This is a genomic window from Helicobacter sp. (genome assembly GCF_022770205.1).
Taxonomy (GTDB): domain Bacteria; phylum Campylobacterota; class Campylobacteria; order Campylobacterales; family Helicobacteraceae; genus Helicobacter_D.
This window is the reverse complement of sequence record NZ_JALEIK010000002.1, coordinates 21983-48555: the sequence shown is the minus strand read 5'-3', so window position 1 is coordinate 48555 and position 26573 is coordinate 21983. Positions and strand designations below refer to the sequence as shown.

Annotated in this window: 28 protein-coding genes and 1 pseudogene; 2 read left to right on the top strand and 27 right to left on the bottom strand. The window is 36.0% G+C overall.

All coding sequences use genetic code 11. The features are described from left to right. From MRZ19_RS00535 to MRZ19_RS00515, 5 genes are all read right to left on the bottom strand, one after another. The coding region (locus MRZ19_RS00535) for an acyl-CoA dehydrogenase family protein (RefSeq protein WP_291029263.1) at nt 1-864 on the bottom strand (864 nt) is incomplete at its 3' end. Next, complete coding sequence (locus MRZ19_RS00530) at nt 864-1394, bottom strand: OsmC family protein (RefSeq protein ID WP_291029260.1); 531 nt, start codon at nt 1392-1394, stop codon at nt 864-866. The genes MRZ19_RS00535 and MRZ19_RS00530, both read right to left, overlap by 1 nt. A 75-nt stretch (nt 1395-1469) precedes the next feature. Further along, nucleotides 1470-2219, bottom strand: a complete 750-nt coding sequence (locus MRZ19_RS00525) for an ABC transporter ATP-binding protein (RefSeq protein WP_291029258.1) — start codon at nt 2217-2219, stop codon at nt 1470-1472. Further along, the gene (locus tag MRZ19_RS00520) at nt 2216-2959 is read right to left on the bottom strand and encodes an ABC transporter permease (protein WP_291029256.1); all 744 of its coding nucleotides are present in this window, start codon (nt 2957-2959) and stop codon (nt 2216-2218) included. The genes MRZ19_RS00525 and MRZ19_RS00520 overlap by 4 nt, the downstream gene beginning before the upstream one ends. 2 nt (nt 2960-2961) lie before the next feature. Then, nucleotides 2962-3918: an ABC transporter substrate-binding protein gene (locus MRZ19_RS00515; protein WP_291029254.1), complete on the bottom strand. Its 957-nt coding sequence runs from the start codon at nt 3916-3918 to the stop codon at nt 2962-2964. 217 nt (nt 3919-4135) lie between these two features. Between MRZ19_RS00515 and luxS the strand changes: the two genes are divergently transcribed. Both luxS and ligA read left to right on the top strand, forming a co-directional pair. Continuing rightward, nucleotides 4136-4621 carry an S-ribosylhomocysteine lyase gene (gene luxS, locus MRZ19_RS00510; protein WP_291029252.1) on the top strand — a complete coding sequence of 162 codons (486 nt, stop codon included), beginning with the start codon at nt 4136-4138 and terminating at the stop codon, nt 4619-4621. Further along, nucleotides 4618-6627 (top strand): NAD-dependent DNA ligase LigA, encoded by a 2010-nt coding sequence (ligA, locus tag MRZ19_RS00505; protein WP_291029250.1) that lies wholly within the window; start codon nt 4618-4620, stop codon nt 6625-6627. Before luxS ends, ligA begins: the two co-directional genes overlap by 4 nt. 6 nt (nt 6628-6633) lie before the next feature. Here ligA and MRZ19_RS00500 read toward each other — a convergent pair whose 3' ends face one another. From MRZ19_RS00500 to MRZ19_RS00395, 22 genes and pseudogenes are all read right to left on the bottom strand, one after another. Further along, nucleotides 6634-8208, bottom strand: coding sequence for a pentapeptide repeat-containing protein (locus MRZ19_RS00500; protein WP_291029249.1), 1575 nt, complete (start codon nt 8206-8208; stop codon nt 6634-6636). Nucleotides 8209-8864: 656 nt separating this feature from the next. Further along, on the bottom strand, nt 8865-9617 hold the full coding sequence (locus MRZ19_RS00495; RefSeq protein WP_291029247.1) for an extracellular solute-binding protein: 753 nt from the start codon (nt 9615-9617) through the stop codon (nt 8865-8867). 176 nt (nt 9618-9793) lie between these two features. Further along, entirely contained in the window at nt 9794-11974 is a 2181-nt protein-coding gene (locus MRZ19_RS00490; RefSeq protein ID WP_291029245.1) for a saccharopine dehydrogenase family protein, read from the bottom strand. Between the two features lie 66 nt (nt 11975-12040). Further along, nucleotides 12041-12526, bottom strand: coding sequence for a DNA-deoxyinosine glycosylase (locus MRZ19_RS00485; protein ID WP_291029243.1), 486 nt, complete (start codon nt 12524-12526; stop codon nt 12041-12043). An 8-nt stretch (nt 12527-12534) separates the two neighbouring features. After that, a complete protein-coding gene (locus MRZ19_RS00480) occupies nt 12535-13020 on the bottom strand; it encodes a hypothetical protein (RefSeq protein ID WP_291029241.1) in 486 nt (161 codons plus the stop codon). Beyond that, nucleotides 13020-13601: a TPM domain-containing protein gene (locus MRZ19_RS00475; protein WP_291029239.1), complete on the bottom strand. Its 582-nt coding sequence runs from the start codon at nt 13599-13601 to the stop codon at nt 13020-13022. The genes MRZ19_RS00480 and MRZ19_RS00475 overlap by 1 nt, the downstream gene beginning before the upstream one ends. A 110-nt stretch (nt 13602-13711) precedes the next feature. Further along, nucleotides 13712-13924: a DUF4006 family protein gene (locus MRZ19_RS00470; protein WP_291029237.1), complete on the bottom strand. Its 213-nt coding sequence runs from the start codon at nt 13922-13924 to the stop codon at nt 13712-13714. A 10-nt stretch (nt 13925-13934) separates the two neighbouring features. Then, nucleotides 13935-14816, bottom strand: a complete 882-nt coding sequence (locus tag MRZ19_RS00465; protein ID WP_291029235.1) for a c-type cytochrome — start codon at nt 14814-14816, stop codon at nt 13935-13937. Further along, nucleotides 14803-15036: a cytochrome c oxidase, cbb3-type, CcoQ subunit gene (locus MRZ19_RS00460; RefSeq protein ID WP_291029233.1), complete on the bottom strand. Its 234-nt coding sequence runs from the start codon at nt 15034-15036 to the stop codon at nt 14803-14805. Before MRZ19_RS00460 ends, MRZ19_RS00465 begins: the two co-directional genes overlap by 14 nt. A 2-nt stretch (nt 15037-15038) precedes the next feature. Continuing rightward, nucleotides 15039-15722 (bottom strand): cytochrome-c oxidase, cbb3-type subunit II, encoded by a 684-nt coding sequence (gene ccoO / locus MRZ19_RS00455; protein ID WP_291029231.1) that lies wholly within the window; start codon nt 15720-15722, stop codon nt 15039-15041. A 12-nt stretch (nt 15723-15734) separates the two neighbouring features. Then, nucleotides 15735-17201, bottom strand: coding sequence for a cytochrome-c oxidase, cbb3-type subunit I (gene ccoN, locus MRZ19_RS00450; protein WP_291029229.1), 1467 nt, complete (start codon nt 17199-17201; stop codon nt 15735-15737). A gap of 102 nt (nt 17202-17303) precedes the next feature. Then, nucleotides 17304-17438, bottom strand: coding sequence for a hypothetical protein (locus MRZ19_RS00445; protein WP_291029226.1), 135 nt, complete (start codon nt 17436-17438; stop codon nt 17304-17306). Next, nucleotides 17435-17917, bottom strand: coding sequence for a DUF3972 domain-containing protein (locus tag MRZ19_RS00440; protein WP_291029224.1), 483 nt, complete (start codon nt 17915-17917; stop codon nt 17435-17437). Before MRZ19_RS00440 ends, MRZ19_RS00445 begins: the two co-directional genes overlap by 4 nt. An 8-nt stretch (nt 17918-17925) precedes the next feature. Further along, nucleotides 17926-18420, bottom strand: a complete 495-nt coding sequence (gene purE, locus MRZ19_RS00435) for a 5-(carboxyamino)imidazole ribonucleotide mutase (protein ID WP_291029222.1) — start codon at nt 18418-18420, stop codon at nt 17926-17928. Between the two features lie 54 nt (nt 18421-18474). Further along, nucleotides 18475-19797: a hemolysin family protein gene (locus MRZ19_RS00430; RefSeq protein ID WP_291029220.1), complete on the bottom strand. Its 1323-nt coding sequence runs from the start codon at nt 19795-19797 to the stop codon at nt 18475-18477. 108 nt (nt 19798-19905) lie between these two features. After that, the gene (locus MRZ19_RS00425; RefSeq protein ID WP_291029218.1) at nt 19906-20793 is read right to left on the bottom strand and encodes a YihY family inner membrane protein; all 888 of its coding nucleotides are present in this window, start codon (nt 20791-20793) and stop codon (nt 19906-19908) included. Nucleotides 20794-20800: 7 nt separating this feature from the next. Next, a pseudogene (locus MRZ19_RS00420) lies at nt 20801-21640 on the bottom strand (biotin synthase). 9 nt (nt 21641-21649) lie between these two features. Continuing rightward, nucleotides 21650-22051, bottom strand: a complete 402-nt coding sequence (locus MRZ19_RS00415; RefSeq protein ID WP_291029216.1) for a pyridoxamine 5'-phosphate oxidase family protein — start codon at nt 22049-22051, stop codon at nt 21650-21652. 9 nt (nt 22052-22060) lie between these two features. Further along, on the bottom strand, nt 22061-24277 hold the full coding sequence (gene topA / locus MRZ19_RS00410) for a type I DNA topoisomerase (RefSeq protein WP_291029214.1): 2217 nt from the start codon (nt 24275-24277) through the stop codon (nt 22061-22063). Nucleotides 24278-24350: 73 nt separating this feature from the next. Then, nucleotides 24351-25199, bottom strand: a complete 849-nt coding sequence (locus MRZ19_RS00405; protein WP_291029212.1) for a 3'(2'),5'-bisphosphate nucleotidase CysQ — start codon at nt 25197-25199, stop codon at nt 24351-24353. Then, a complete protein-coding gene (locus tag MRZ19_RS00400) occupies nt 25180-25695 on the bottom strand; it encodes an adenylyl-sulfate kinase (protein WP_291029210.1) in 516 nt (171 codons plus the stop codon). The genes MRZ19_RS00405 and MRZ19_RS00400 overlap by 20 nt, the downstream gene beginning before the upstream one ends. 56 nt (nt 25696-25751) lie before the next feature. Next, on the bottom strand, nt 25752-26525 hold the full coding sequence (locus MRZ19_RS00395) for a phosphocholine cytidylyltransferase family protein (RefSeq protein WP_291029208.1): 774 nt from the start codon (nt 26523-26525) through the stop codon (nt 25752-25754). Between the last annotated feature and the right edge of the window lie 48 nt (nt 26526-26573).

Genomic DNA, 26573 nt, shown 5'->3' with positions numbered 1-26573 from the left:
AATCGCATAAAAGAAATCCTCCCTTGCATCATAAGGCGTTTTAGCTAAACGCAATGCTTCTTGCTGTATTGTTTTGTGCTGCTCTTTTACCTTTAAGACATTCTGTAAATTTCCATAAGAAAGATATGCATTAATTCCATTTTTGGAATCTTTTAATTTCTCTAAAATTTCAATGGCATTTTCTAAAAGTCCAAGAGCGATTCCAGCTTGCATTAGCACGAAGCCGGGCATTATTTTTTGCGATATTGCGCTAAAAGAATGGCTAATCACTAATGCCTCTTCTAAAAAATAATCCTTAAACACAACGGCAAATGTCCCTGAACCCTCTAAGCCTATAAAATGCACATTTTCTTGTAATTCTAGCTTATCAATAGCACAATGTGCGATTCCAAAAATGTAATTCTCTTCTTCTTTAGCAATCACACCAAAATAATGTCCGTAATCTAAATTTGACACCCAAGGCAATGTCCCATTTAACACATATCCTCCAGCAACCTTCACTGCTTTTATCTTAATGGATTCTATCTGTGCAAAAGATTTGATAGGATTAGACAATCCCGTTCCACCTAGAATTTCTCCCAAACTTGCCTTTATAAACAATTCTTTATTCTCGCTATGGAATAAATACCAAGCAAGAGCATTTTGACACCACACGCAAAACCCCGTGTTTCCACACACTTTAGAAACTGCACAAATAGACTGCAAAGCATTCTCTAAACCAAACTCTTTTTGCTCTAAAAAGCTAGCATAAGTACCAGCTTTTCCTAAATTTTCTAAAATTTCCTTAGGATAAAATCCTTGATGGATATGTGTTAATCTAGCCTGCAAACTCCTTAGAGTTTGCTCTAAAAGTGAATTCTGCATTATTTAACCTCTAAATTCACAGCCCTTAGAATCGTATTTGCCACTGGAGAATACTTTGTTGCGTGTGCAATTAACGCATCTTGTGTTTCCTTGCTAGCATCAGATTCTAAAACCACCTTCACACGCACATCTGTAAAACCTAGCGGCTTATCTTTGTTTAAATCCCCTGTTCCCCAAACTGCTGTAATGTTTAAATCCCCTTCTAACTCTAACTCCAACTTATGAATGATAATATTTTGTGCAATTGCATTTGCGTGAATTCCCACTGCTAAACAACTTCCAAGTGCTGCTAAGACTGCTTCACTAGGATTAGGAGCAGTATCATCCCCTAAAAGTGTAGGTGGCTCATCTACAATATAAGCAGGCAAATTTCTAATATAATTTGCGTGGCGGAATTTCCCTTCAGCAACCGTTTTACATTTTAGAGTTTTAATCACATCAGGATTTGCCTTTCCTGCTTTAATCAGCTCTTCTAATCCCTTCTTATCAATAGGATCTAATCGCGTGCAACTTGTTTGAACAACTTCCATTTGTATTCCTTAATAATAAATTCTAGGTTAAACCCTAGAGTCTTTAGAATGCTAAGATTCTAAAGAATTTAGGGTTTAAATCGCATAATCTTGCATAAAACGATAGGTTTCTAAATATTCTGCAATCTCTCTTTTTAAACGCAAAAATTCTAAAGAATTTCTATCATTTTTATTTAATTTAACCTTAATGTCTGCAACAACTTCTCCGGGATTTGGTTTTAGAATAATCACCCTATCCCCTAAATACAAGGCTTCATCAATATCATGTGTTACAAAAATCATCGTTGTTTTAAGGTTTTGTTTAATCTCTAAAAGCTCATTTTGCAAAGCATTGCGCGTGAAATTATCCAAGGCAGAAAAGGGTTCATCTAAAAGCAAAATTTTTGGTTGCACGCATAACGCTCTAGCCAATGCCACTCTTTGTTTTTGCCCTCCACTAAGTTGTGCTGGAAAACGCATTTCAAAAGATTCCAAATGCACACTCTTTAAATATTCTTTAGCTATCCTTTCAGATTCTTTAGCTCCTTGTGCTTGCAAGGCAAATTGCACATTCTCTAAAACATTTAACCAAGGCAGCAAAGCATAATCTTGAAAAATCTTCACACACGCATTGGGCTTTGTCTGCTTAAGAAAAGTTTCTTTTTCTATTCTAATCTCTCCGCTATCAAAGGCTTCAAAACCTCCAATGATATTTAAAAGCGTTGTTTTACCACAACCACTAGCTCCCAAAAGCGTGATAAACTCTCCCTTATAAAAATCAAGATTCACATTGCGCAATGCTAAATAATCCCCATAATTTTTAGAAATATTCCTTAAGCTAATCATCGCAAGCCTCCTAATCTTTTTTGGATTATCTTTTCTAAAGCATTAAAGAGTAGTGTAATAAAAAATCCTAAGATTCCGATTAAAGCCATTGCAACAATGACCATATCAATCCTTACTAAATTGCGCCCATCAATGATTAAATACCCAAGCCCACTTTGGATTCCAAGCATCTCTCCTGCAACCAAATGAATCCAAGCAATAGAAGCTGCAAGCTTAAGACCGCTAGAAATATGTAAAAACGCTCCGGGTATGATGATTTTTCTAAAAATTAAGCCCTCGCTTGCGTGGAAATTTTTTGCCATCGCAATTAAATTAGGATTAATCTGTCTAACACCGGCTATTGTTAAAAGTAAAATAGGGAAAAACACCGCATAAACAATCACAAAAATTGCGCCCACTTCACCAATCCCAAACCAAAGCACAATAAGTGGTAACCAAGCAATAGGAGAAATAGGACGCAACAGCTGAATAAAAGGTTCTAAGACAATTTGCACGCTTTTAAATCTCCCTAAAAATAACCCAAGCAAAATTGCTAAGACTCCGCCAATTACTAATCCAACACAAAAGCGCACTAGGGAATCTATAATGCTTGTTTGCAATCTACCATTTTCTAAAAGTTCTATAAAGCAACTCCAAACTGCACTCACTTGAGGCACACTAGAACCTTTAGCGCAAAATTCCCACAACACCAATACGCCAACACACAAAGCAAAAGAAAGCAAATACAACTTAAATCTCACCCTTACGCCCCTAAATACGCATCTACAAAACTAGAATCTACAAAATCATCAAAGGCAATCTCTAGTGTATCCACTTCATATTTTTTAATGTCTTGCAAAGTTTTCTCTAAATCACTCTCTTGTAATTTTAGATTCCTATACACAACGCGCTCCTCTTGCGCTAAGAGATTCTCTAAAATTTCAGCCCTTTGTCCCAAAAACTTCAAAGACAACTCTGAAGCCTCCTTAGGATTCTTATTAATAAAATCTGCTGTGGTTAGAAAATCCCCTAAAAGTTTAGAAACCTCCCCACCCCTTTGTGTTAAAACAGCATTTTGAAAGGTTAAAACGCAGCAAATGTGATTATTAATAATCTCATAAGAGAGCGCAAAAACATCAGCAATCCCTAATGTTTCTGCCTGCACACAAAAAGGCTCTGCAACAATAAATCCATCAATGCTATGAGATTGCAAGGCAAAAATCATCTCTGTTGGTGCCATATCAATTAACTGCACATCTTTAGGGCTTAAACCTCCTTGTTGGAGTAAATTTGCTAACAATAAATAATGCGTTGAAAAACGACTTGGAATCGCAATTTTTAAGCCCTTTAATTCTGCAACTTCTTTATTTTGTAGCACTCCTTTTTTAATCACCAATGCAGAACCATTGCGATGCGCTGCTAAAATTGCCTTAATATCTAACCCTTGCGATTTTAATTTTAAAGCAAGGGGGGTTAAAATGAATGCTCCATCAATACTTTTGCTCCTTAAAGCTTCGCTTAAATCTGCCCACGATGAAAATTTCACAGGAGTAAAAGCACTTTGCTTTAAATCCTTTGCAATCACTAAGAGATGATCTGTAATTGGCAAATAACCGATTTTTAAAGTTTTAAAATCTGTGTTAGCTGTATTAGAGCAAGCATTAAATGCTAATGCTGAAAGTGTCAAACTAGATGCTTGCAAAAAACCTCTTCTTGTCATATTAATCCTTTTAGGTGATAAATTTGGTGGCATTATATACTATTTTTTAAAAAATACAATATGTATTTAAATAAAATTTAAAAATTTTAAGCATTAATGCTCTATTGTGTAGAATTTTGTAGCATTTGATGATAAACCACACCATAAAGCAATATTTAACATCAAATTCTAAAAATTGTGTTAGCATTACATTTTATTTTTATACCAAAGGAATCCTATGCCACTACTAGATAGCTTTAAAGTTGATCATAAATTAATGCCAGCCCCAGCAGTGCGCCTTGCAAAAACAATGCACACACCAAAGGGTGATACCATCAGTGTGTTTGATTTGCGCTTTTGCAAACCTAATGTTGAAATTCTAAGCGAGAAGGGAATCCACACGCTAGAACATCTTTTTGCCGGCTTTATGCGTGAACATTTAAACAATAATGCAGTAGAAATTATTGACATCTCTCCTATGGGTTGTCGCACAGGATTTTATATGAGTTTAATTGGCGCTCCAAGTGCGGAATCTGTAAAGAGTGCTTGGAAGGAAAGTATGCAAGATATTCTAAAAACTACGCAAATCCCAGAAGCAAATCCTCTACAATGTGGCACTTATGCAATGCACTCTCTTGATGAAGCCAAAGAAATTGCGCAAGATATGCTCAATAAAGGAATCGGAATTATGGATAATGAAGCCTTGAAACTTGATTTAGAATGACACAGGATTCCTATTTAAAAGCAGTTGCACGCTTAAACCTTTGGGCTAGACACTATTATGTGTTAGATAGCCCCATTGCAAGCGATAAAGAATACGACATTTTATACCATAAAGTGCTAACCTACGAAGCACAAAATCCAGAGTCTATCGCTAAAGACTCACCAACACAAAGGGTTGCAGACAAGGTTTTAGAAGGCTTTAATAAGCACACACATCTTAAACGAATGTGGAGCTTAGAAGATGTCTTTAATGTAACAGAATTGCAAGAGTGGATTTTACGCATAAAGCGTGGTTTAGAGCTTGATTCTAATGCAGCTTTAACTTTTAGCATTAGCCCAAAGTTTGATGGTGCAAGCCTTAATCTACTCTATGAAGATGGAATCCTAAAATGCGCTGCCACAAGAGGAGATGCCTTTGTGGGTGAAGATGTAACACAAAACGCACGCACTATTGCTAGCATCCCACTAAGCATCGCCTATAAGGGACGCATTGAAATACGCGGAGAGTGCGTTATTAGCAAAGATGACTTTGAAGCCCTAAACTTAGAGCGACAAAACAAAGGCGAGAGCTTATTTGCCAACCCTAGAAATTGCGCAGCAGGGAGCTTACGCCAACTTGATTCTAAAATCACAGCAAGCAGAAAATTACAATTTATCCCTTGGGGGATTGGAGCGTGCGAGATTAACGATTTTATAGACTTCACTAAGGAATCTTTAAAGCTTACAAACATTCATAGGGATAGCTTTTTTACCCTAATGGAAGGGATTTATGCTTTAGGATTCCAAAAACCCCCTTTTATAGAGCTATGCACCAGCACACAAGCAATCCAAACCGCCTACACACATTTAGTCCAAATGCGCGATTCCTATCCCATTATGCTTGATGGAATGGTGATTAATACGGATGCCTTTAGCTTACAAGAGAAACTTGGCTTTACCATTAAAGCACCACGCTTTGCGTGCGCCTATAAGTTTCCAGCCATTGAAAAACGCACTACACTCTTAAACATCACACTCCAAGTAGGAAGGACAGGCGTTATCACCCCCGTAGCAGAGCTTAAACCCGTATTATTAGAAGGGGCAAAAATTAGCCGTGCAACCCTACATAACTTTGATGAAATCCAAAAAAAAGACATTCAAATTAATGATTCTGTGATTTTAATCCGTAGCGGTGATGTGATTCCAAAAATCATTAAATCTCTGCCCGCATTGCGTGATGGCACGCAGTATCCTTATGTTATTCCAACACAATGCCCCATTTGCAACAGCACACTCCTAATAGAAGAAAAGCTCATCAAGTGCCAAAATCTAAATTGTCCTGCAAGAGTGAAAAACTCTCTTACGCATTTTGCTAGCAAAAAAGCTTTAAACATTGATGGCTTAGGTGAAAAAATCGTAGAACTTTTGTTGGAACACAAAAAAATTCAAAGCATTGAAGACATTTTCACGCTACAAGCTAGTGATTTAAAAGGTTTAGAAGGCTTTAAAGACAAGAAAATAAAGAATCTTATAGAAGCCATTTCTAATGTCAAAGGTGTGGAGCTTTGGAGATTTATCAATGCGCTTGGGATTGAACATATTGGCGAAGGAGCTAGCAAAAAGTTAGCAAAGGCTTATGGATTAGAGTTTTACAAAAAAAGCTATGCAGACTTCATTGCCCTTGATGGCTTTGGAAGCGAAATGGCGGAATCTTTAGTGGAATTTTGCGCTGTAAATCAAACAAGGCTTTTGCGCTTGCTAGAATACATTGCGCCAACTTGTAACACACAAATATTGGAATCCAAAATCAGTAGCAAAACTTTCGTAATCACCGGCACACTTCCCAAAAAGCGCGAAGAATACCAAGAGTTATTAGAATCCTTAGGCGCAAAGGTTAGCGCAAGCGTGTCTAAAAAAACGGATTTTCTACTCTGTGGAGAAGACGCCGGCTCAAAACTCACAAAAGCCAAAGAACTAGGCGTTAGAATCATTAATGCGCAAGAGCTAGAAGCATTATTGGATTCTTAAAGACACCTAAGGTTTGATTAATGTGGCACTATGGAGTTCTTTCTTGCAGTTTTTTGAAGAGAGAAAAGCACTAAAAACATAAGAATAAGTGTAAGCAAATGTTAGGACTACAAACCAAGTATCCTGCATTTTTTCCTCATTTACAAGCTTTCCTAATAATGGATTTAAAAGAGATATTTTACCGATGGCTATAACCCAAAAAACAATGAGATAGCTCGCTAGGACAATCAAATTTCTTAAACAAAGCGTTCTTAAAGAGATTAAACAAAAATAAAAAAGAATAAATGCACAAAAAAGTATTGCGACAGATAAGATGTTGATAATTAGCAAAATAAACACCACTAAAAATATTAATACAAAAAAGATAAGCAATAACTCTATTTTATCTTTTAAAATAAAATATTTTAATCCTTGCTTGATAGTATAAACACATAAAGAAAGAAATAATTTTATTTTATATTTTAATACTTTTAGCAAATATTTTAATCCTTTCTTAGTGGTATAAACACATAAAGCAAGCAATGATAAACCTAAACCAACCAACACTAAGAGTATCCATCTATATTCTTCTATAAAACTTGAAATAGATTCTGTGATATTTTGCAAAAATGATAAAATAATACGATAGAGCTTAGAATTATCAGTATTGAAAACTTCATTATATTCTACATCAATAAATAAAAAATTAAGCGAAGCATAAAATGCAATCAATACTAAAAAATTATTAAAAATTTTTAAAAAATCTGTATGGTGCTCACATAAATTTCTATAAAAACTTAATAGCCAAGCATCAATGTCTTTTTTCAATCCCCCAATCTCTTTGCGCGTATCCTTCCTTGCCATTGTATCTTTATTTTCACTTTCTTTTTCATTTTTCTTTTTATTCTCTTCTTTCTTTTTCTCTTGTCTATTCTTAAATTTTCGCAACTCTATCTCTTGACAATAAAGTTCATATTTATGAAATTTTGATGCTTCTAAAAGATTATTCTCTTTAATCAAAGCATTTTTTAAAACCCTAAAAGAATCTTTAAAATCAGCCGCAAAATCGCTTAGACTTTTCTCGTTCTCTTGGTTTTCTTCCTTCGATTTTTCTCTATCTTCGCGTTCTTTTTCATTTTTTATCGTTGTTTCTAAATTATCAAAACTAAAATCAAATTTTACATTGAGTAAATTTATATTTTCTTTGAATATAGATTGAGAAAAGTTAGGAGCTTCTTTAAAGTTAGCCCTATGAAAATTAGCAATTTTTTCAAACCTACACGCATAAAAAGATGAAGATTCTATAAATTCACATTCATCAAAATAAACCTCTTTTTCAAAAGTGCAAGTTCCAAATTTTATTCTATTAACTTTTCCTTTGCTGAATATTACTTCTTTTTTAAACTTGCTTCTCATAAATTTTACATTTTGTAAATGGATTTCTTTATTTGAAGTATTTTTTTCTAAATAAAATCTAATTTTCCCTGTAAATTCACAATCCTCAAAGGAAATATCATTTTTAAAACAATTTGTAAATATTATTTCATTTTTAAATCTACAATTTTTAAAATAAAAATCAATTGCAAAGGACTCATCCTTCAATAAATCACCAAAAGATAATCTATCAGAAATACAAATATAATGCTCTTCTTTCCCTTGTATGATGCACTTTTTCCTCTCTATATCTATCTCTATATTCTTATATCTTACACCAAGCAGTTTTATAATCTTTTACTTTAAATCCTCTTCACTCATTTTATCTCCTAAAAAACGGATTGCTGATTTCTTTTTCTAGGGAATAGCGTTTGTTTTATAAAACTCTTCTTAAACTTAGAATAACTTCCATAAACTACTCTATGCAAATTTAATGCATCTCTGTTAAGGCATCTCTTTATTTTGAGAATATTCATTTTTTTGATTAAAGAGGCTAGGTTGATTAGGGGATAAAGCGAGCAATGCAAAGCATTTGAAAATTTTTTGATGATAGCTTGCGTCATAGCCACTTAGGGCACTAATTTTTGTGTGTAGATTCTAAAAATTCTTTAGCTTGTCGTTCTTTTTAACGCTAATTGATTGGCTTTTTCAATTGTATGATTGTTTCATTGTAAATGATAGGAATGTTTTTAAAGCTTTGCAATCTAAAGCTATGATTTCCCTTAGAATTTATTAAGATTCCATTAGGCAATACAAGTTACAATACCACTCTAAAAATAAAATCCCTCTTTTTTGCAAACAAAAAGAGGGATTATGTTAGAAGTTTAATTTTTCCAGCCGTATTGATTAAAAATTTTTTTAGCTTCCTTAGAGCTTAAATAATCAATAAAATCTTGCACCTCCTTGCTAGCACCTTCTTTAGCTACAACATTAAAATTCCTATAAACAACTAAATCATCCTCTATCTTTACCGCACTCCCTATGTTAGGATTGCTCTTTGACCAGTCTATCCAAGTAATCCACGCATCCGCCTTATCTTCCTCAAAAAGCCTTCTTGCACTTCCGCTATTTGGAACAAAGGCTACGATATTATTTCTAAAATTTTGTATGGTTTTAATATCCTTCGTTCTGCCTATCATATCCTCCCAAACGCCAGTCCCAGAAGTGTTGCTTTTCCCCGCACCCTCAGGCACAACTATCCTTACATTTTTATTTGCTAAATCCTTTAAACCCTTGATTTTAAGCGGATTGCCAGGCTTAGTTAGGATAATCGCCTCCCTAAAATACAAAGGCTGAATCTTGCTCGTGTTAAAATCCTCGCCAAAATCAGTTGCAATCGCTAAGGCCGACTGCTCAGAAGTGCCAAATAAAATGTCTGCATTCTCCTTTGCCTTGTCAAACCAAGTCGCCTGAGGACCGAAATTAATATGAACCTTCACGCCTGTTTTTTCAGTGTATTGACTTGCTATGTCTTTTAAGGCTGTGTGCGGACCGCCAGGACCATAAAGATTAACATCTGCGTTTGCTACACTCAAAGCTAAAGAAAGCGCGCCAAATAAACTCACAATTTTTTTCATTTTCTTCCTTTTAAGATAAATTAGAGATGGAATTTTAACAACCATTTGTCAATGAAGTGTAAATTTTAATAAAAACATTTTTATTGATTTTAGTGATATTTCTTTTGCTCTTTTAAATCTTGTAGGGTATCAAAAAGCTCACCCAATGACAAATTAAAATTACTTATATCTTTCTTTTATAAGGGAGATTTTAGCTTGTTCTTTAAACTTTCTCTCCCATCTTCTAGCACTTTTAAGTTGCCATTAGATTCTATTTCACAGACAACATAGGGGAGTCCTTGTTTATTTAACTCGCACATAAATGGATCGGGGTCATTTTGCTCCATATTCCACACCCCAGCCCCTTGAAATTCAGCTTTTGACGATAAATGCGGGAGCTGCGAAAAATCACATTTCTCATTCAAAATCTTAGAATTTCTGCTTTGCTGACTGCCCACAACTGCTTCTGCAAGATTTATGGCATTATCAATCCCTTGATACTCCCCACCTTTTGGCATATCGGCGTTGAGTTTTAGCCGCTCTGCGTTGTAGAATTCTAGGCTAGAAGCTTCACTGCTATGGCAAGGGGTAGAATCCACTTTTTTAGATTCTGTATTGTTAGAATCTAAAGAATGTAGATTTTGCTTAAGATTTGTGGGTTGCGCAGAAAATTCTGCGGAGACTAGTCTGTCTTGGCTGTCGCACAAAGAATTTTCAAGCTCCTGCAAAGATTGAGTGAAAGCTACATTCTTAGGCGCATTTAGCCCCCATTTATTTTCACAGATGAGCTTTGCTCCAATCATTGCTGGCACACCTGTCGTATAACTTACACCTTGTGCATTAACTTCCCTATAACAAGCTTCGTGGTCGCAAATATTATAAATATAAATCGTGCGTTCTTTGCCATCTTTCACACCCTTCATATAACAGCCAATATGCGTTTGCCCCTTTGTGCGGCTTGCTAAACTTGCTGGATCTGGCAAAAGTGTCTTTAGCACTTCAATAGGCACGATTTTACTGCCTTTATGACGCACTTCATCAATGCGTAAAAAGCCAATGTTCTCTAAGCATTTCATATGCGTGAGATAGCTCTCGCCAAAAGTCATAAAAAAGCGGATTTTTCGTAAGCCTTTGATATTGCGGATAAGCGATTCTAGCTCTTCGTGGTAAAGCAAATAGCTATTTTTCACGCCAACTTCTGGGTAATCCCACTCTTTCATTAAAGCCAAAGGCGCAATATCCCTCCACTGCCCCCCTGCGTATGGAAATTCAGCTTTTTCTAAAGAAACTTCGTTTTGCGATAAAGGTGCGATTGTTCGCTCACAAGCGGCGTCATTACCGCTTAGGTAACTCCTTGCTTGTTCACTCCAAAACGCACCTTTCTCATCAAAAATCTTAGAATTTCTATTGTGCTGATTTGCTGTAACTGCTTCCGCTTTTGCCTCCACTTCTGCTCGCCAGTGTTGCTCCTCTCGCTCAAATTTGCGGTAAATGGTGTCTTGTTGTAAGTCTGGATTTAAGGCTAAATCTGTGCTAGAAACTAGAGATTTGGATTCTATGTTTTGTGGATTGCCACGACTTCTTGCAGAAGTCTCGCAATGACTAGAATCCGCTTTTTGGGAATCTTTTTGAGACTCTTGGCATTCTAAGGATTGAGATGAGAAATCGGCGTTTTCAAGTGAGCCAACAAGAAGATTACTAGAGGTAAGTGCCGCAGTTGGCGAACGCAGAATCGCCAATTTATCGCTCAATACTGAATGCCCTAGAGAATCGCCCTTAACCCAATATCGAGCCTTTGAACTCACCTCTCTTAAATTAATTTCAGGGTTAAAGTTTGTAGCAAACGCATAGCCGTGATCCCCTGCATTACAATCCAAAATATCAATGCTATGAATCTCATCAAAATAATGCTTTTGCGCGTAAGCACAAAATACATTGGTAACACCCGGATCAAATCCACTGCCAAGCAACGCAAAGATTCCAGCTTGTTTATAGCGTGTATCATACGCCCACTGCTCTTTATACTCAAAATGCGCAGAATCTGGATGCTCGTAATTTGCCGTGTCTAAATAATGCGTTTTTGTGCGCAAACACGCTTCCATAATGCTTAAATCTTGGTAAGGCAATGCAACATTTACCACAAGCTTTGGGCGATACTTTTCAATCAAAGCCACCACAGATTCCACACTATCAGCATTTACAGAATCTATCTCAATCCCGCCTAAGCCCTTCTCTCTAATAGAATCTGCTATCGCCTTGCATTTATCTAGCGTGCGAGAAGCTAAGATAATGCGCGAAAAGCTCTCCCTATTCATCGCCATTTTATGTGCTACTACGCCACCAACTCCACCTGCTCCAATTTGTAAAATGGTTACCATATCCATCCCTTAAAAATAAAAATACTCCAATTTTACAAAATTTTGCTTTAAAAATATATTCTAAAATTATTGTATCTGCAACAACTCCCTTTTCCACTGCACACTATCAAATCTAACATTTGCTGGACTTGTAGAAGAAAGACATTTTGCTCTATCCTGTAAATGCGGATAAGATTTACAAAAAAGTGCGTAAGCTTTCTTTCCATTGCATAGGATTTTTTTAATCTTTGTTACATTAAGCAATGCAACAATATCAGAAATTTCAACCGCTAATAAATTTTTATCCATACTGCCCTCCCTTCCTCCTTGTGTGTTACTACCAAGACACACAATATCCCATAAAGCAATATGCTGTTTTAACAAAAAATTCTTTTTTGCTTCTATACTTACTAATTTCACTTTAAAGAAGTCTTGTAACATTTTCCAAAATCTGTTTCTAGGATTTGCGTAATAAAAGCCTTCTGCAAAAGACATTCTGCTTGGAAAACTCCCAAGTATTAACACTTCACTTTCACAATCAAAAATTGGCTCAAAGCCTCTCTTATTGCACATCTACAAACTTATTCTCTAATAAAATATTCCTGCGTTACACAAATAGAATCCCCATCAATTTTCACCAAAGCTTCACTTTGATAACGCCCTTGTTTTTGCACTTCAAAATACTGACTCTGCCACAATCCCTCAACAAGCTCTCCACTTCCCAATGCTTTATCATCCTGCGTTGTGTGAGGACGCATTAAAAAAAAATTAACCTCTGCATCTGTTACAATTCTTCCATCAGTTTTATCGCTAATGCGTAAGAAAATCTGGCGATAACTTTTTAGATTCTGTCCTTGCATACCTTCAAAAGTAATGTCATACTGCTTCAATAATCTTGCACGCATTTGTGCAATTGCATTAGCATTTTCATCAATGTATTGGGAGCTTTGCTGACAAATCCCTTGTAGCTCCACAGGATTTGATATGGCAACCTTTAATGTCAGCACTATAAGTCCCACAACCACCATTGCAAGTAAAAAAATTCCAAGTGGCCAATAATTTCTCATCACTTTTTCCTTAAATGCACAAACAAAAACAACAATAGCATTATAAACAACATTGCATACAACAAGGTTCGCACGGCAATTTCCACACCTTTATTTTGTTTTGGGAAGCTATGCTCTAACTCCACATTATGGTAAGTAGCGATTCTATCTGCAATATCCACAAAACCATTCAATAAAAATGCGGAAATATTTTGTTGGGTTAGTTCTTTATCACTTTGAGGGATTAAAGGCACAATATAATCCCAATACACTTCTTTTTTGTCAAACATTCTCTCAACTTCTGGGCTTGTGATGATATTGATTTTCTTTTCAAGTTGTGTAAAAAAGAGAAGCGCATAGGGAAATTTTAAGTTTTGTGTAAAAAAATGTTCCTGCTCTTGGATACTCTTACCCCCCAAATTCTCAAGAGCAACAACATACAAAGAAACGCCTGTTTTCTCATACACTTCATCTGATAAAATCTCAATAAAACCCTCTGTTTTATCAACCAACTGATTTTGATTTTCTAAAACATAAGTTCTAGCAAATGCAAACACACAAAAAAATAGAGAAAAAATCCCTATTTCCAAAATTTTTAACATCAATTAGCCAACAAAAAGAAGCATATCAGGAATAAAAGCAACAGCAATAGACACAATAACTGCAACGATATTTGCAACAAAAAGAATCTTTTCTAATCCCGTATATTTCATCATTGTTTCCCTTCCTTAGCATCTTTATAATGCAATACATTGTCTTTGCTCACTCCTTGCAGTGTATTAATATCCTCAATCACATAAGGGTTATTAGCCTGTTCTTTTTGTGTAATAACAGCAGCATAGCCTAACCCAAAAACAATAGCAAGCAATATAACAACTGACAAAAAATATCCAGAAAGCCCATTAATCCCAAATAAACCATTCATAAAACTCTCCTTAATCTTTCTCCGAATAAATGAAATGCGCCAAAGCTTCTTTTTGCTTATCTGTTAGGATTTGGGATTTAAAGGAGGGCATAATGCCAATATATCCTTTTTTACCTTTTTCAAGAACTTCAGCTACAAATGCTGGTGTCCCATACTTGGTTAAATCAGGAGATAAGCCGCCCATACCCCTGCCATCTTCTCCGTGGCAGGCTGCACAAGTTGCAGCACCAAAAAGCTCCTTGCCTTTAGCAACCAACTCGGGGTATTTTGTTTTTTTCACTTCTGAGATTTCTGCCATAACATAAGCAGCTATCGCCCGATAATCTTCTTCGCCATTTAACACACCAGGTGCAAGCTGATCAATTGGAAACATATCTCCTAAGGGATAGCCTAAACCTTTACTTCCCTCTTTGATAGTCCGAACAATCCCCTCTTCTCTGCCCCATTCAAGCAAGTTTGCAGCAATTCCATTAATCCCTTCTGTTGTAATCCCGTGGCATTGTGAACATTGCACCAAATAGAGATTTTGCCCCATTTTTGTTAATGTCTCCTCATCAATATCTTGCCATTTTTCTTCAAATTTTGCATTATAAGCTTTCACCTCCTCATTATATTCCCCAATTTGTGAATAAGAGTTCAAAGGATACCCCACAAACCAATACCATAAAGCCCAAATAATAAGCACTAAATAGGCTACCCCCCAACCAATAGGAATGTCATTTTTAAATTTTTTAATGCCATCCCATTCTTCTTCTCCTAAATCACCTTCTGCTTTGCTATCCTTCATTTTTCTAATATAACTACCCGCAATGAAAATCGTCAAAGCTAAAATTATCACGGCTCCAGCTAATCCAAATAAATTTATGCTATCACCTAAATTAAACCATTCCATTTACCTCTCCTTCTTTTTTGTCTTGACCATTACGCTTTTCTATCAAACGATCATCTAGTCCATCGTCTAATGCAAGTCTTGCATATTTTTCATAATCAATTTTGCCTTGCCTTTGACTTTTATACAAATGATAAATATAAGCATACAATAACACCACTAATAGTAGCGAGATAAACCAGTAGGCATATGCCTGAATAATTTGTATTGTTTCATATTCCACGATTAATTTGCCCTTCTTTTTTGTCCTAAACTATTAAGATAAGCAATCAATGCAACAATCTGTTTAATCTCGCCCCTTTCTAATGCAGCCTTAATTTCTGGATCCTTCATATCTTCTGCTAAAATCTTAGCTTCTGCTAAAATCTCTGCCCTAGCTGCTTCTAAATCACCTAATTTTGGATTATTTTCCGTGTCATAAGGCACTCCAAAAACAACTTTTTGCGTATAAGCCTCTGCGTATGCAGTATCCACATCTACACTTTTCTCATACAAATGTGGATAGGCTGGCATAATAGATCCCGGAACAACTGCTTCTGGATTTAACATATGTTCTTCATGCCAATCTGTTGTTCTATAATCTCCAACGCGGTGTAAATCAGGACCCGTCCTTTTTGAACCCCAAAGAAAAGGTCTATCATAAGCATACTCACCACTTAAGCTGTATGCACCATAACGATCTGTTTCTGCCTTAAACGGACGCACAAGCTGGGAATGGCAGGCATTACAACTCTCTGCAATGTAAATTTGACGCCCTGCAGTTTCTAAAAGCGTGTAGGGCTTAAGATTCTCTGTTGGACGAGAAGCTTTTGCAAAATCCGGTAGAATCTCAACTAGCCCCGCAATTGAAAATACCAATAAAAACGCTGTTGTAAAGAAAAATGGATTCTTTTCTAACCAATGGAACATCACAAGCCTCCCTTACGCTGCCATAGGCGTTGCAAATCTTGGCTCTTTTTCAAGAGTTTTGCTAGCCACAATTGTCATAACAATATTATAAGTAAAGATAATAAATCCGATTAAATACATAGCCCCACCAATCGCACGGATTGTATAATAAGGCATTAATACGGTCACTGTATCAATAAATGAATACGCCAAACTTCCAAATTCATCAGTTGCTCTCCACATCATACCTTGTGTGATTCCTGCAATCCACATACTTGAAAAATAAAGAATAATTGCCGTTGTTTGAATCCAAAATTGAATATCCATTAATTTTTTAGAATAAATCTCACGCCTAAATAAACGCGGCGTCATATGATAACACGCAGCAATAATTGTAAATCCAACCCAACCTAGAACTCCATCATGCACATGTCCAATCACCCAATCTGTAAAGTGTGCCAAAGCATTAACTGATTTAATAGCCTGAATAGGACCTTCTAATGTTGAAAGCATATAAAATGTAGAAGCAAGGATTAAAAATTTAATCAATGGAGATTCTTTTAACTGATGCCATTGCCCCTTCATTGTAAGAAGCATATTAATTGCTGTTCCCCAAGAAGGCAGGATTAAAACAACAGAAAAAATTGAACCCATTGTTTGCATCCAATCAGGCACGGTAGAATAAAGTAAATGGTGGCTACCAGCCCAAATATAAACAAACATTAAGCCCCAAAATGAAAACAATGTTAATTTATAAGAAAAAATTGGCTGCCCAGATTCTTTTGGTAGAAAGTAATAAATCACTCCAATAATCCCTGCAGTAAAAACAAATGCAACTGCATTATGTCCAAACCACCATTGCACCATCGCATCATTTGTTCCCGCATAGAGGGAAATAGAATTCCACACTGAACCCACACCAGAGACTAAATAAGTAGGCACAGAAAGATTATTAAAAATATAAAGCGCTGAAATTGCAACAAAGGTAGCAATAAAATACCACAAACTAATATAAATTGTTTGTTCGCGTCTAACAGCCATAGAGCCAAATAAATTAAACCCCCATAACAACCAAACAAGCACCACCAATAAATCAAGTGGCCAAATTAATTCAGAATATTCTTTTGATTGCGTAAGTCCTGCAAATAAACTAACAATTGCCAAAACCATCAATACAATATAAAGCCAAAAATGTAAATAACCTGCAATTTTAAGAAATGGATATTCTGCATAGGACATTTTTAAAACTCTTTGCCCTAAATAATACCAGGCTGTCCAAATACCACTTAATGTAAATCCGTAAATCACTCCGTTTGTATGTAATGGTCTAAGCCTTCCAAATGTTCCAAACTCACCAGCAAGATAATTAAGATCTGGAAATGCCATTTGAAAAGATATAACAACCCCTATCAATAAACCAATAATGCCAAATGTTATGGTTGCAAAAAGAAATAATTTTGCAATAGAGTAATCATATCTCAATGTAAGATTTGATTGCATATACACTCCTTACTCTTATAAAATTTCCTTATTTGACTAGAAAACTGTGGATTGTATAAAATTTCATATAATCACTAGCTTAAAAATATCGCATTTAGCCAGTCAAATACCAAAACTTTCAAATCGCAACATTAAAAAGACACAAACTTCATACATTTTTTCAATATAGGTGGAATCTAAAATCATCATTTGAAAGGATTCAAGGCAAATATATTGCAGATTAATGACTTTGCTCATTCCTTTACTTTTGCATCAATCGCCTTGCCCCACATTAGACGATATTTCCGCTTTAAAAACTCAATCTCCTCTTGTGCTGCACGCAACTGCTCACGCAAAATAGCAATGGTTTTTTTATCATCTTCATACACTTCTTGTGTGTTAAAAAGTGCATCTTTTAAAAACTGATTTTCATTTTTAACGCTTGAAATTGTCTCTTCCTTAGAATTAACAACTTTTTCGTGCAAACTTAAAATTGTGCCAATAGTTTTTTCTATAAAATCACCATCCACAGCCACATTTGTAGAGCCCGCTAACATTACAGCATTGCCAGATATACTGCTTTGCACAAGTGCTTGCGTGCCACTACTTGCATCGATTAGAAATTCTCCCTTCTCTTGCTTACTCTTTAACATCCCGCTTGCTACCATTTCTAAGATTTTTTCTTTGTCCAAATGCGCTAACTTTGCAAACTCCTCCAGCCCAACCCAAGATTCCATAATATTCCTTATAAAATAACTTCAATTTCGCTAGAATCTAACTCAACATTTTTTGCCTTCATCACACGATCTTCTTTGAGTTTCTCTCCTAGCTCAGTATCGTTTAATGCTAAAATCTGCATTGCTAGATACGCACTATTAATAGCACCTGTTTTTCCAAGCGCAAGTGTTGCCACAGGCATTCCAGAAGGCATTTGCGCAGTTGATAGTAAAGCATCTAAACCATCTAATGCACCCCCTTTTAAGGGCACACCAATGACAGGTTTTGTTGTCATTGAAGCCACTGCACCCGCTAAATGTGCCGCCATTCCAGCAGCTGCAATAAAAACTTTTGCGCCTTTTTGCTCAGCATTTTTAACATATTCTTTTGTGCGGTTTGGACTTCTGTGCGCTGAAGAAATGATCACTTCATAAGACACATCAAATTTTTTTAACACCTCAATACACTCTTCCATTACAGAATAATCACTCTTGCTTCCCATTAAAATTGCGACAAACTCCATTTTTCTCCTTTAAAATACTGCGGCATAGAACTCTTAAATCTAGCTACAAATCACCTATTCTTCATCCACAAAAGGCTTTTTTGTAGCTTTCAATCGCACAATCCTAGCCCCTTCCGTTGCTAAAACTTCATATTCACAATACTCATCACTAATCACATCGCCAACTACTGGCATTCTCTCTAAAAGGTTAAAAACATATCCGCCAATAGTAACCTGCTCTGTGTCTTCTTCAAAAGTGATTCCAATCACATCTGCTACACGCTCTAAATCAATCATACCATCAAAAGAATAGGAATCCTCACTGATTTTATGATAATCATCGCTCTTTTTATCGTGTTCATCACTAATATCACCCATCACCTCTTCTAAAATATCCTCCATCGTAAGAAGCCCCGCTGTTCCACCATATTCATCTACAACAAGTGCGGTATGGATTTGACGGCGATTCATTTGATTAAGTATGTTAGAAATAGATGCACTCTCAGGAACAATAATCATTTCACGCACTAAGCTTTCAAGCTCCTTTGAAGGATTTTTGCTTAGCATTGCTTCAAGCAAATCTCTTAAATGCACCATTCCTATAATATTATCCTTCCCTTCTTTGCAATAAGGATAACGCGTGTGCTTTGTAGTTGTTACAATTTGCATATTCTCCTCATAAGTGTTATCATCATACAAGCAAATCATATCCTTCCTAGGAGTCATAATCTCCCTTGCCATAGTATCAGAAAAGCTCACAGCATTTTGGATAATTTCATTCTCAATTTTATCTAAATACCCACCCTTTAAGCTCTCTCCTACAATGATTTTTAATTCCTCTTCAGAATGCGCACTCTCTTCACCCTCACTTGCTGGCTTAATATGGATAGAATGTAAAACCATTGCTGCAATGCAATCAAAAATTTTAATCAAAGGATAAAAAACAATCCAAAAAATATGCAAAGGAAGTGCAATGAGCAACACGGATTTTTCAGCTTTAGCAATCGCAATAGATTTTGGCACAATCTCCCCAATAACAACATGCAAAAGCGTGATAAAACTAAAGGCTACGACAAAACTTACAGAATGCAACACAACAGGATTATCCCCAATAAAATATTTAAAAGGAGTTTCTAACAATCTAGCAATAGCAGGCTCGCCAATCCAACCAAGCCCAAGTGAAGATAATGTGATTCCAAGTTGAGTGGCTGAAAGATAAGAATCTAATTTTCCTGTGATTTTTAAAGCTAACTTTGCTCCTGAAACTTCACGCTTTGATAATTCCTCCAAACGCGAACGCCGAATCTTAACAATAGCAAATTCCGAAAGCACAAAAAATCCATTTAATAAAACAAGAAACAATGCGAAAATTGACAAGATAAACGACTCAATTTCCAAAAAAACTCCTTTAAGCCTAGAGAAAAAATTTTATTATTCTAGCATAAAATTAATAGCAAAGCTCAAATTTTTAATGTTTTGTTAATTTTATACGCCGGTTAAATTTCTTCAACTTTGGGATTCCAATTCTTTAACAAACATTGCATCAATTCCACGGCTTAAACTCATCCCAAAAAGCAGAATCGCCCAAGAAAGATACACCCATACAAATAAAAACAATACAATACTAAAAGAACCATAAAGTGTTAAATACGCTTTATTGTAAAACACATAATACACAAATCCCCATTTACAAAACGACCACAAAAGCGCAGTAATCAAAGAGCTTATTAAAGTGTTTTTAGTGCTAATTTTTGTATTAGCAGAAATTTTAAACAACACAAAAAAGACAATCCAGATTAAAAGATAGGGAATCATTCCAAAAAGCCAAGCAATATAAATGCTATATCCCATTTCATCTAAATAAATATATGCCTTCGTGCTTAAAAAAATAGAAAATAAAACACCTAAGGGAAAAAGCGTCATACAAGTCCAATACACAGATAAGGAATCCCAAAATCCACGCCCTTTAGAGTGAAAAATTTTTGTTGTGATATTTTGGTAGTTTCTAAAAAATAAAATAGAAGTGATGAAAGCATACAAAAGCCCCATACCACCAAGCTTTGTAGAGTTTTCTAAAAATCCATCTAAATACTGCAAAAACACATCAGAGTGCGTAGGGATAAAATTTGCAATGATTAAATTCTTAAAACTCTCAAAATATTCCTTAAAATCAGGCAATGTTGCCACAAGCGAAAACACCACAAGCAACATTGGCAGAAGTGCAAAAATAGTATAAAAACTAAGACTTGCAGCAAAATAAAGTAAATCTCCTTTTAAAAACGCATACAAATAACGCACAAGCACCCAAAATTTAAGCACAAGCTCCTGAAGCAACTTTAGCGTCCAGAAATTTTGAAATCGCAAAATCAGGGAGTTTTTAGGCGTTTCTAGCATCGCTCAATTATTCACAACTTGTTGCGATTCCATATCCATAGCTTTTAATGCGCTCTACCTCATCTTTTGGTGTATTCCCTTTGGTTGTTAGGTAATCGCCTAAGACTACCGCATTAATTCCAGATTCAAAGAGATCCTTTTGGTCCTCTCCAAAAACCCTTTCTCTCCCTCCAGCAATCATTAACCTTGCATTTGGCAAATACTCTCTTGCTAACTTCACACATTCTAAAGCTTCTTCTTGGCTTAAAGTATCTTGTGTAAGCGGCAATGCAGGGTTTGGGATAAAAAAATTAATGGGCGCGCTATGGGGATTTAGCGTTTGAAGCGCATAAAGCAAATCCATTCTATCTTGCCAACTCTCTCCCATTCCAAAGATTCCACCACTACATAGCCCAAGCCCAGCTTTTAGAGCATTCTCACAGGTTGCATAACGCTCTTCAAAACTATGCGTTGTGCAGATTTTTGGAAAAAAATTACGGCTTGCTTCTAAATTATGATTATAGCTCGCAATGCCTGCATTTTTAAGCTCCACTAATGCTTCTGTGCTTGCAATTCCGCTACAGCCAATCAAATGCAAATGCAACCCGCTATCTACAATGGCTCTTGCAGCTTGGGTAATGTATTCTGTGCGCTTGCTATCTAGCTCCCTACCACTTGTTACAAGGCAAAATCCCAACGCACCATTCTCGCTAGCTCTTTTTGCTTATTCTAAAATCTTTGGAATCGCCTTATACTTATAACGCTCAATGTCTGCATTAAACTTTGCACTCTGTGTGCAATAAGCGCAATCTTCTGCGCAACTCCCACTTGAAACATTACAAATTGTGCATAAAAAAATCTCTTGCATTTTCTCTCCTTAATTCTTTATAATTTCATCGCGTCCGCTAAAACTCTGAATCTTAATGCTAGGCTCATCAAAATAAAACACTGCAAAATCAGGATTATCAGCGTTTTTGTAAATCTCTTGCACCACAGGATATTTTTCAAACATTTTTTCTTTGACTTCTCTATCTTCATCAAACACAGCCTTTGCACGGATTCTAATCCAAGTTTCTTTCCCATCAAATGCGCTTAATTCAATCCCAGAAAAGTTTTGCATATGCTTATATAACCCCTTCTTTTTAGAAGTGCAAGCATATAATTTTCCCTTACAATACAAAGGGGATTGCATAGGGCGCACGCGCGGATTACCACAAGTCCCTTTAGTTGCCAAAAACCCTACATTCTTATCCAAAAAATCTAAAATCTCTTGTGTCATTTTTATCCTTTATTCTTCCTTATCATCAATGCGCTCTTTACACGCAAAACATTCTAAAACCGGTTTTTTACGATATGTCCGCCTTAGCATTACTCCATTGCATTTTGGGCAAGTGTGTTTTGTGGGCGGAAAATTGGCGATAAAATCACATTTTGGATAATTTCCACAACCATAAAACTTCCCACGCCTCCCCATTCTTTCTACAATATCCCCTCCGCATTTTGGACATTTTACATCCTCTAAAACTTGCATTTGTGCTTTAGCTCCATTTAACGCCTTTGTATTTTTGCATTCTGGATACCCACTACAAGCCAAAAACTCTCCGTTTCTGCCACGCTTTTTTACCATTGGTTTGCCGCATTTCTCACAAACGCCAAAATCCTCAACTGCAATATCTTGGATTTGCTCCTTTTGGATATATTTACATTTAGGATAGCCACTACAACCTATAAACTCACCAAATCGGCTATTTCTTTGCACAAGCTCTTTGCCACAAAGCGGACAGAACTCCCCTATTGGAATCGCAATTTTTTGGCTTTGTATGTTTGCCCTACCTTCACTAACTTTTCGTATAAAAGGCTCATAAAACTCCCACAAAAGTTTTTGCCAATCCTGTTTAGATTCCGCAATTGCATCTAATCTCTCCTCTAAATTTGCAGTAAATTTAGAATCTACAATCTCATTAAAATACACTTCAAGCAAATCAACCACTTTAAAAGCAACCTCTTGGGGCTTAATTTGCTTTTTTTCAACGCTAATGTATTCTCTTGAAGTTAAAAGCGCAATTGTTGGTGCATAAGTGCTTGGACGACCAATTCCTAAGGATTCTAATGTTTTAATCAAGCTTGCTTCAGAATATCTTGGTGGAGGACAGGTTTGATGCTCACTATCAGAGCATTCTTCAAGCTTAATTTTTTCATTAGGAGAAAATTCTGGAAGCAACTTATCCTTATCCTCATTACCAAGCACACGATAAAATCCATCAAAAACCAATTGACGCCCAATTACTTTAAGTTTTGCGCAATCACTTGCAATTGAAATAGTCTGCAATTCAAACTCAGCATCTTGCATTTGTGAAGCTAAAAATTGCTTATAGATTAGCGTATAGAGCTTTAGCTCATCGCCCTTTAAATATTGCGCTGCAATCTCTGGAGTAAAATCCATTAATGTAGGACGAATCGCCTCGTGTGCTTCTTGCGCACCCTTTGCCTTTGTGGTATAGATTTTTGGCTTTGCTGGCAAATACTCCTTTCCATAATTTTTTACAATAAGCTTACGCACCTCATCTTGTGCCACTTTTGCAATGTTTAAACTATCTGTCCGCATATAGGTTATCACACCCATTGAACCTTTATGCGTCATTACGCCTTCATAAAGCCTTTGTGCCGCTTGCATTGTGCGCGAAGGAGAAAATCCAAGTTTAGAGCTTGCGCTTTGTTGCAAGGTAGAAGTCATAAAAGGCGGAGGAGTAGCTGTTTTTCTGCGTTTTGTCTCAATCTCTCTTACGCTAAAACTCTCACCCCTTAGCACTTCTACTATCTCTTTTGCTTCTATGGAATCTTGCAAGGTTAGCTTCTCAATCTTTTTGCCCTTAAACTCCACTAATTCCGCTTCAAGGCTAACCTTATCTTTCTTAAACAAACTCTCAATAATGTAGTAAGTAATGGGCTTAAAATCCAAAATCTCCTTTTCTCTATCCACTACAATTTTTAACGCACTGCTTTGCACGCGTCCTGCACTTAAGCCACTTTGAATCTTAGAAGCAATCAAAGGACTCAAGCGGTAGCCCACGATTCTATCTAGCAAACGCCTTGCTTGTTGCGCATTCACTCTATCCATATCAATGTAGCGTGGATTTTTTAACGCATCTTCAATCGCCTTTTGTGTAATCTCGTGGAACACAATCCTAGGAAGCTTGCTAGGATCTTTACCAATAGCAGTTGCGATATGATAACCTATCGCTTCCCCCTCTCTGTCCTCATCGGTTGCAATATAGACTTCTTTTGCATCTTTTGCAAGTTTTTTTAGCTCGCTTACAACTTCTTTGTGTGAAGTGTCAATTTTATACTCTGGAATGAAAGTTTCATTTTCAATTTTGATTCCAAAAGCATTCTTTGGTAAATCGCGAATATGCCCCTTTGAAGCAATAACATCATATGCGCCACCTAAAAAATTCTTTATCGTGCGTGCTTTTGCTGGCGATTCCACAATGATTAGATTTTTCAAACACTTTGCCTTAATTGTATTTTTCTAATCATACAAAAATTTATGCAAAAATTTCAAGACAAGACATAAACTGCTAAAAATTCCCACCCAAAATATCCTGATAAATTTCTCCCCCAATTTGCGCCTTTGCAAATGCAACAAAATGGTTATTTCTAAAATTTTCCTTATTATAAACCAAAGGCTTTTTAGTAACACAATCTAATACAATTCCACCACTCTCTTCTAACACAATCTCACAAGCTGCAATATCCCACTCACTTGTGCCATTAAAACGCGGATAAATATCTGCCCTCCCCTCTGCTAAGGCACAAATTTTAAGCGATGAACCATATTTTTGCACTTTTAAATGGTATTTTTTAACAAAATCCTCTGTAGCCTGTGTGCTATGGAACATAGAATCGCACGCAATAATTTCCGTATCTTGTGCGATTCTCTCTCCATTTAAGCGATTTTTGTTTTGCTCTAGCCAAGCTACATTTAATGCGCCATTTTCTCTTGCATTCCTTAGTGATTCTATACCATAATTAAAACTCCCAAAGCCCTTTAATGCGATATAGAGCTTAGAAAATGCAGGAGCAAACACTACCCCCAAAATAGGACGATTTTTATGGATTAATGCAATATTGATGGTAAATCCTCCATTTTGCGCTAAAAAATCCTTCGTGCCATCAAGGGGGTCAATGAGCCAAAAATACTCTAAATCCTTGCGTTTTGCATACTCTAGCACTGCCTCTTCAGAACACACTTGATAGGGAGAAATTTCTTGCAATTTTTGCACAATTAAAGCATTAGATTCCAAATCTGCCTTTGTTAAAGGTGAAGAATCTTGCTTCAAATCAAAATCCTCTAAACCATAATATTTTAAAACAATTTCACCCGCTTCTAACGCAATCAAAGCGGTTTTATAAAGCAATTCCTGCATTAAACTCCTTAATTTTTTCTAAAATTTTTTCACAAGCAAAATCAATATCAAAATTATCTTTAAAAACCAAATGACTATTTTTAGGTAACTCCACACTTTGATCAAGCCCAGCCATATCCACTATATTCTGTTTATAAAAATCTTTTGGATCTCTTTGTTTGCGGATTTCCTCTGAAACCTCCAAATACACTTCTAAGTAATTTTGAAAATTCTCCATATTAAACGCACGCACTTTATCAAACATAGAAATTGTTGATAATACCACAACAAACCCTTGATCTACCAAAAGTTTAGCCACTTTCACATAATATAAAGCCATATTAAAACGCCCTTGTGTGGAATAATCCTTATTCATCACGCACTCACGCAAAATATCCCCATCCAAAAAGATAGGCTTTATATTTAACTTATCCTTTATGCTTTTAATCACTTCTTTAGCTAAAGTCGTTTTGCCAGCACCACTTAGTCCTGTAATATAAACTAAAACTCCTCGCAAAATTCTTCCTTTAATTTAAATCTCTTTATAAATTATTTGAAATAGCACAGGCATTTCTACAAAGTAATTTTTGCAATTTTCACGCCTAAATCACTCTTAAAATCCACTTCTAGCCAGCCTCCATTAATCACCACCGCCTTAGCATTATTAAACGCATCAATGAGTCCTTGCAAAAAACTCGTCATATACATATTATCAAAGTCCTTGCCATCATAATTTAATGTGCGATCTAAGCCATCATAAAAGGCAAGCATTTGCGGCAAAAATTCCCAAGAAACCTTAAATAAACCTATATATTGCGCTTCAATCTCATCATAATTCTTTGGTTTCTTGCCAAGCTCAATAATGTTTCCATTGCACATTTTTAGCGTTTCTGCATCTTCTAAAGGATTGCTAAATCGCCTATCCCAAAGCTTGCGCCACCCCTTATCCACGACAATGCTTAAAGGCGCATTAGAATTTTTAAGAGCCAAAACACTCTCCTTAAAATACACAATATCTGCATAAGAAATAATCAAATCCTGCTTAGATTCCACACAAGATTCTAACCACTCCCTAGCGCAAAACAATGTGGTAACCATATTTGTGGAATCAAATTTTGGATTTTTAAAAACATTCTTAATCCTATGCGCATCTCTCAAATACGCCTCTAGCACTGCAAACAAATATCCACCAACCACTGCAATATCGTCAATCCCAGCTTCTTTTAATGCGCAAATCTCATAATCAATAATCTTTTTACCTTGATACTCCACCATACATTTTGGATGATTTTTTGTTAAAGGCATAAGCCGTGAGCCAAAACCCGCCGCTAAAATTAACGCTCTCACCTACAAACTCTCTTTCAAAATTGCATCAATCTGCTCCATAATCACATT

Excerpts from the sequence above, each read along its gene's own strand:
- ccoN (WP_291029229.1), bottom strand. The coding sequence starts at position 17,201 with ATGCAATCAAATCTTACATTGAGATATGATTACTCTATTGCAAAATTA.
- MRZ19_RS00525 (WP_291029258.1), bottom strand. The coding sequence starts at position 2,219 with ATGATTAGCTTAAGGAATATTTCTAAAAATTATGGGGATTATTTAGCA.
- luxS (WP_291029252.1), top strand. The coding sequence starts at position 4,136 with ATGCCACTACTAGATAGCTTTAAAGTTGATCATAAATTAATGCCAGCC.
- MRZ19_RS00425 (WP_291029218.1), bottom strand. The coding sequence starts at position 20,793 with ATGCTAGAAACGCCTAAAAACTCCCTGATTTTGCGATTTCAAAATTTC.
- MRZ19_RS00485 (WP_291029243.1), bottom strand. The coding sequence starts at position 12,526 with ATGTGCAATAAGAGAGGCTTTGAGCCAATTTTTGATTGTGAAAGTGAA.
- purE (WP_291029222.1), bottom strand. The coding sequence starts at position 18,420 with ATGGAGTTTGTCGCAATTTTAATGGGAAGCAAGAGTGATTATTCTGTA.
- MRZ19_RS00475 (WP_291029239.1), bottom strand. The coding sequence starts at position 13,601 with ATGTTAAAAATTTTGGAAATAGGGATTTTTTCTCTATTTTTTTGTGTG.
- MRZ19_RS00415 (WP_291029216.1), bottom strand. The coding sequence starts at position 22,051 with ATGACACAAGAGATTTTAGATTTTTTGGATAAGAATGTAGGGTTTTTG.
- MRZ19_RS00495 (WP_291029247.1), bottom strand. The coding sequence starts at position 9,617 with ATGAAAAAAATTGTGAGTTTATTTGGCGCGCTTTCTTTAGCTTTGAGT.
- MRZ19_RS00465 (WP_291029235.1), bottom strand. The coding sequence starts at position 14,816 with ATGGAATGGTTTAATTTAGGTGATAGCATAAATTTATTTGGATTAGCT.
- ligA (WP_291029250.1), top strand. The coding sequence starts at position 4,618 with ATGACACAGGATTCCTATTTAAAAGCAGTTGCACGCTTAAACCTTTGG.
- MRZ19_RS00490 (WP_291029245.1), bottom strand. The coding sequence starts at position 11,974 with ATGGTAACCATTTTACAAATTGGAGCAGGTGGAGTTGGTGGCGTAGTA.
- MRZ19_RS00405 (WP_291029212.1), bottom strand. The coding sequence starts at position 25,199 with ATGCAGGAATTGCTTTATAAAACCGCTTTGATTGCGTTAGAAGCGGGT.
- MRZ19_RS00470 (WP_291029237.1), bottom strand. The coding sequence starts at position 13,924 with ATGAATGGTTTATTTGGGATTAATGGGCTTTCTGGATATTTTTTGTCA.
- MRZ19_RS00515 (WP_291029254.1), bottom strand. The coding sequence starts at position 3,918 with ATGACAAGAAGAGGTTTTTTGCAAGCATCTAGTTTGACACTTTCAGCA.
- MRZ19_RS00480 (WP_291029241.1), bottom strand. The coding sequence starts at position 13,020 with ATGAGAAATTATTGGCCACTTGGAATTTTTTTACTTGCAATGGTGGTT.
- MRZ19_RS00440 (WP_291029224.1), bottom strand. The coding sequence starts at position 17,917 with ATGGAATCTTGGGTTGGGCTGGAGGAGTTTGCAAAGTTAGCGCATTTG.
- MRZ19_RS00530 (WP_291029260.1), bottom strand. The coding sequence starts at position 1,394 with ATGGAAGTTGTTCAAACAAGTTGCACGCGATTAGATCCTATTGATAAG.
- ccoO (WP_291029231.1), bottom strand. The coding sequence starts at position 15,722 with ATGTTCCATTGGTTAGAAAAGAATCCATTTTTCTTTACAACAGCGTTT.
- MRZ19_RS00445 (WP_291029226.1), bottom strand. The coding sequence starts at position 17,438 with ATGAGCAAAGTCATTAATCTGCAATATATTTGCCTTGAATCCTTTCAA.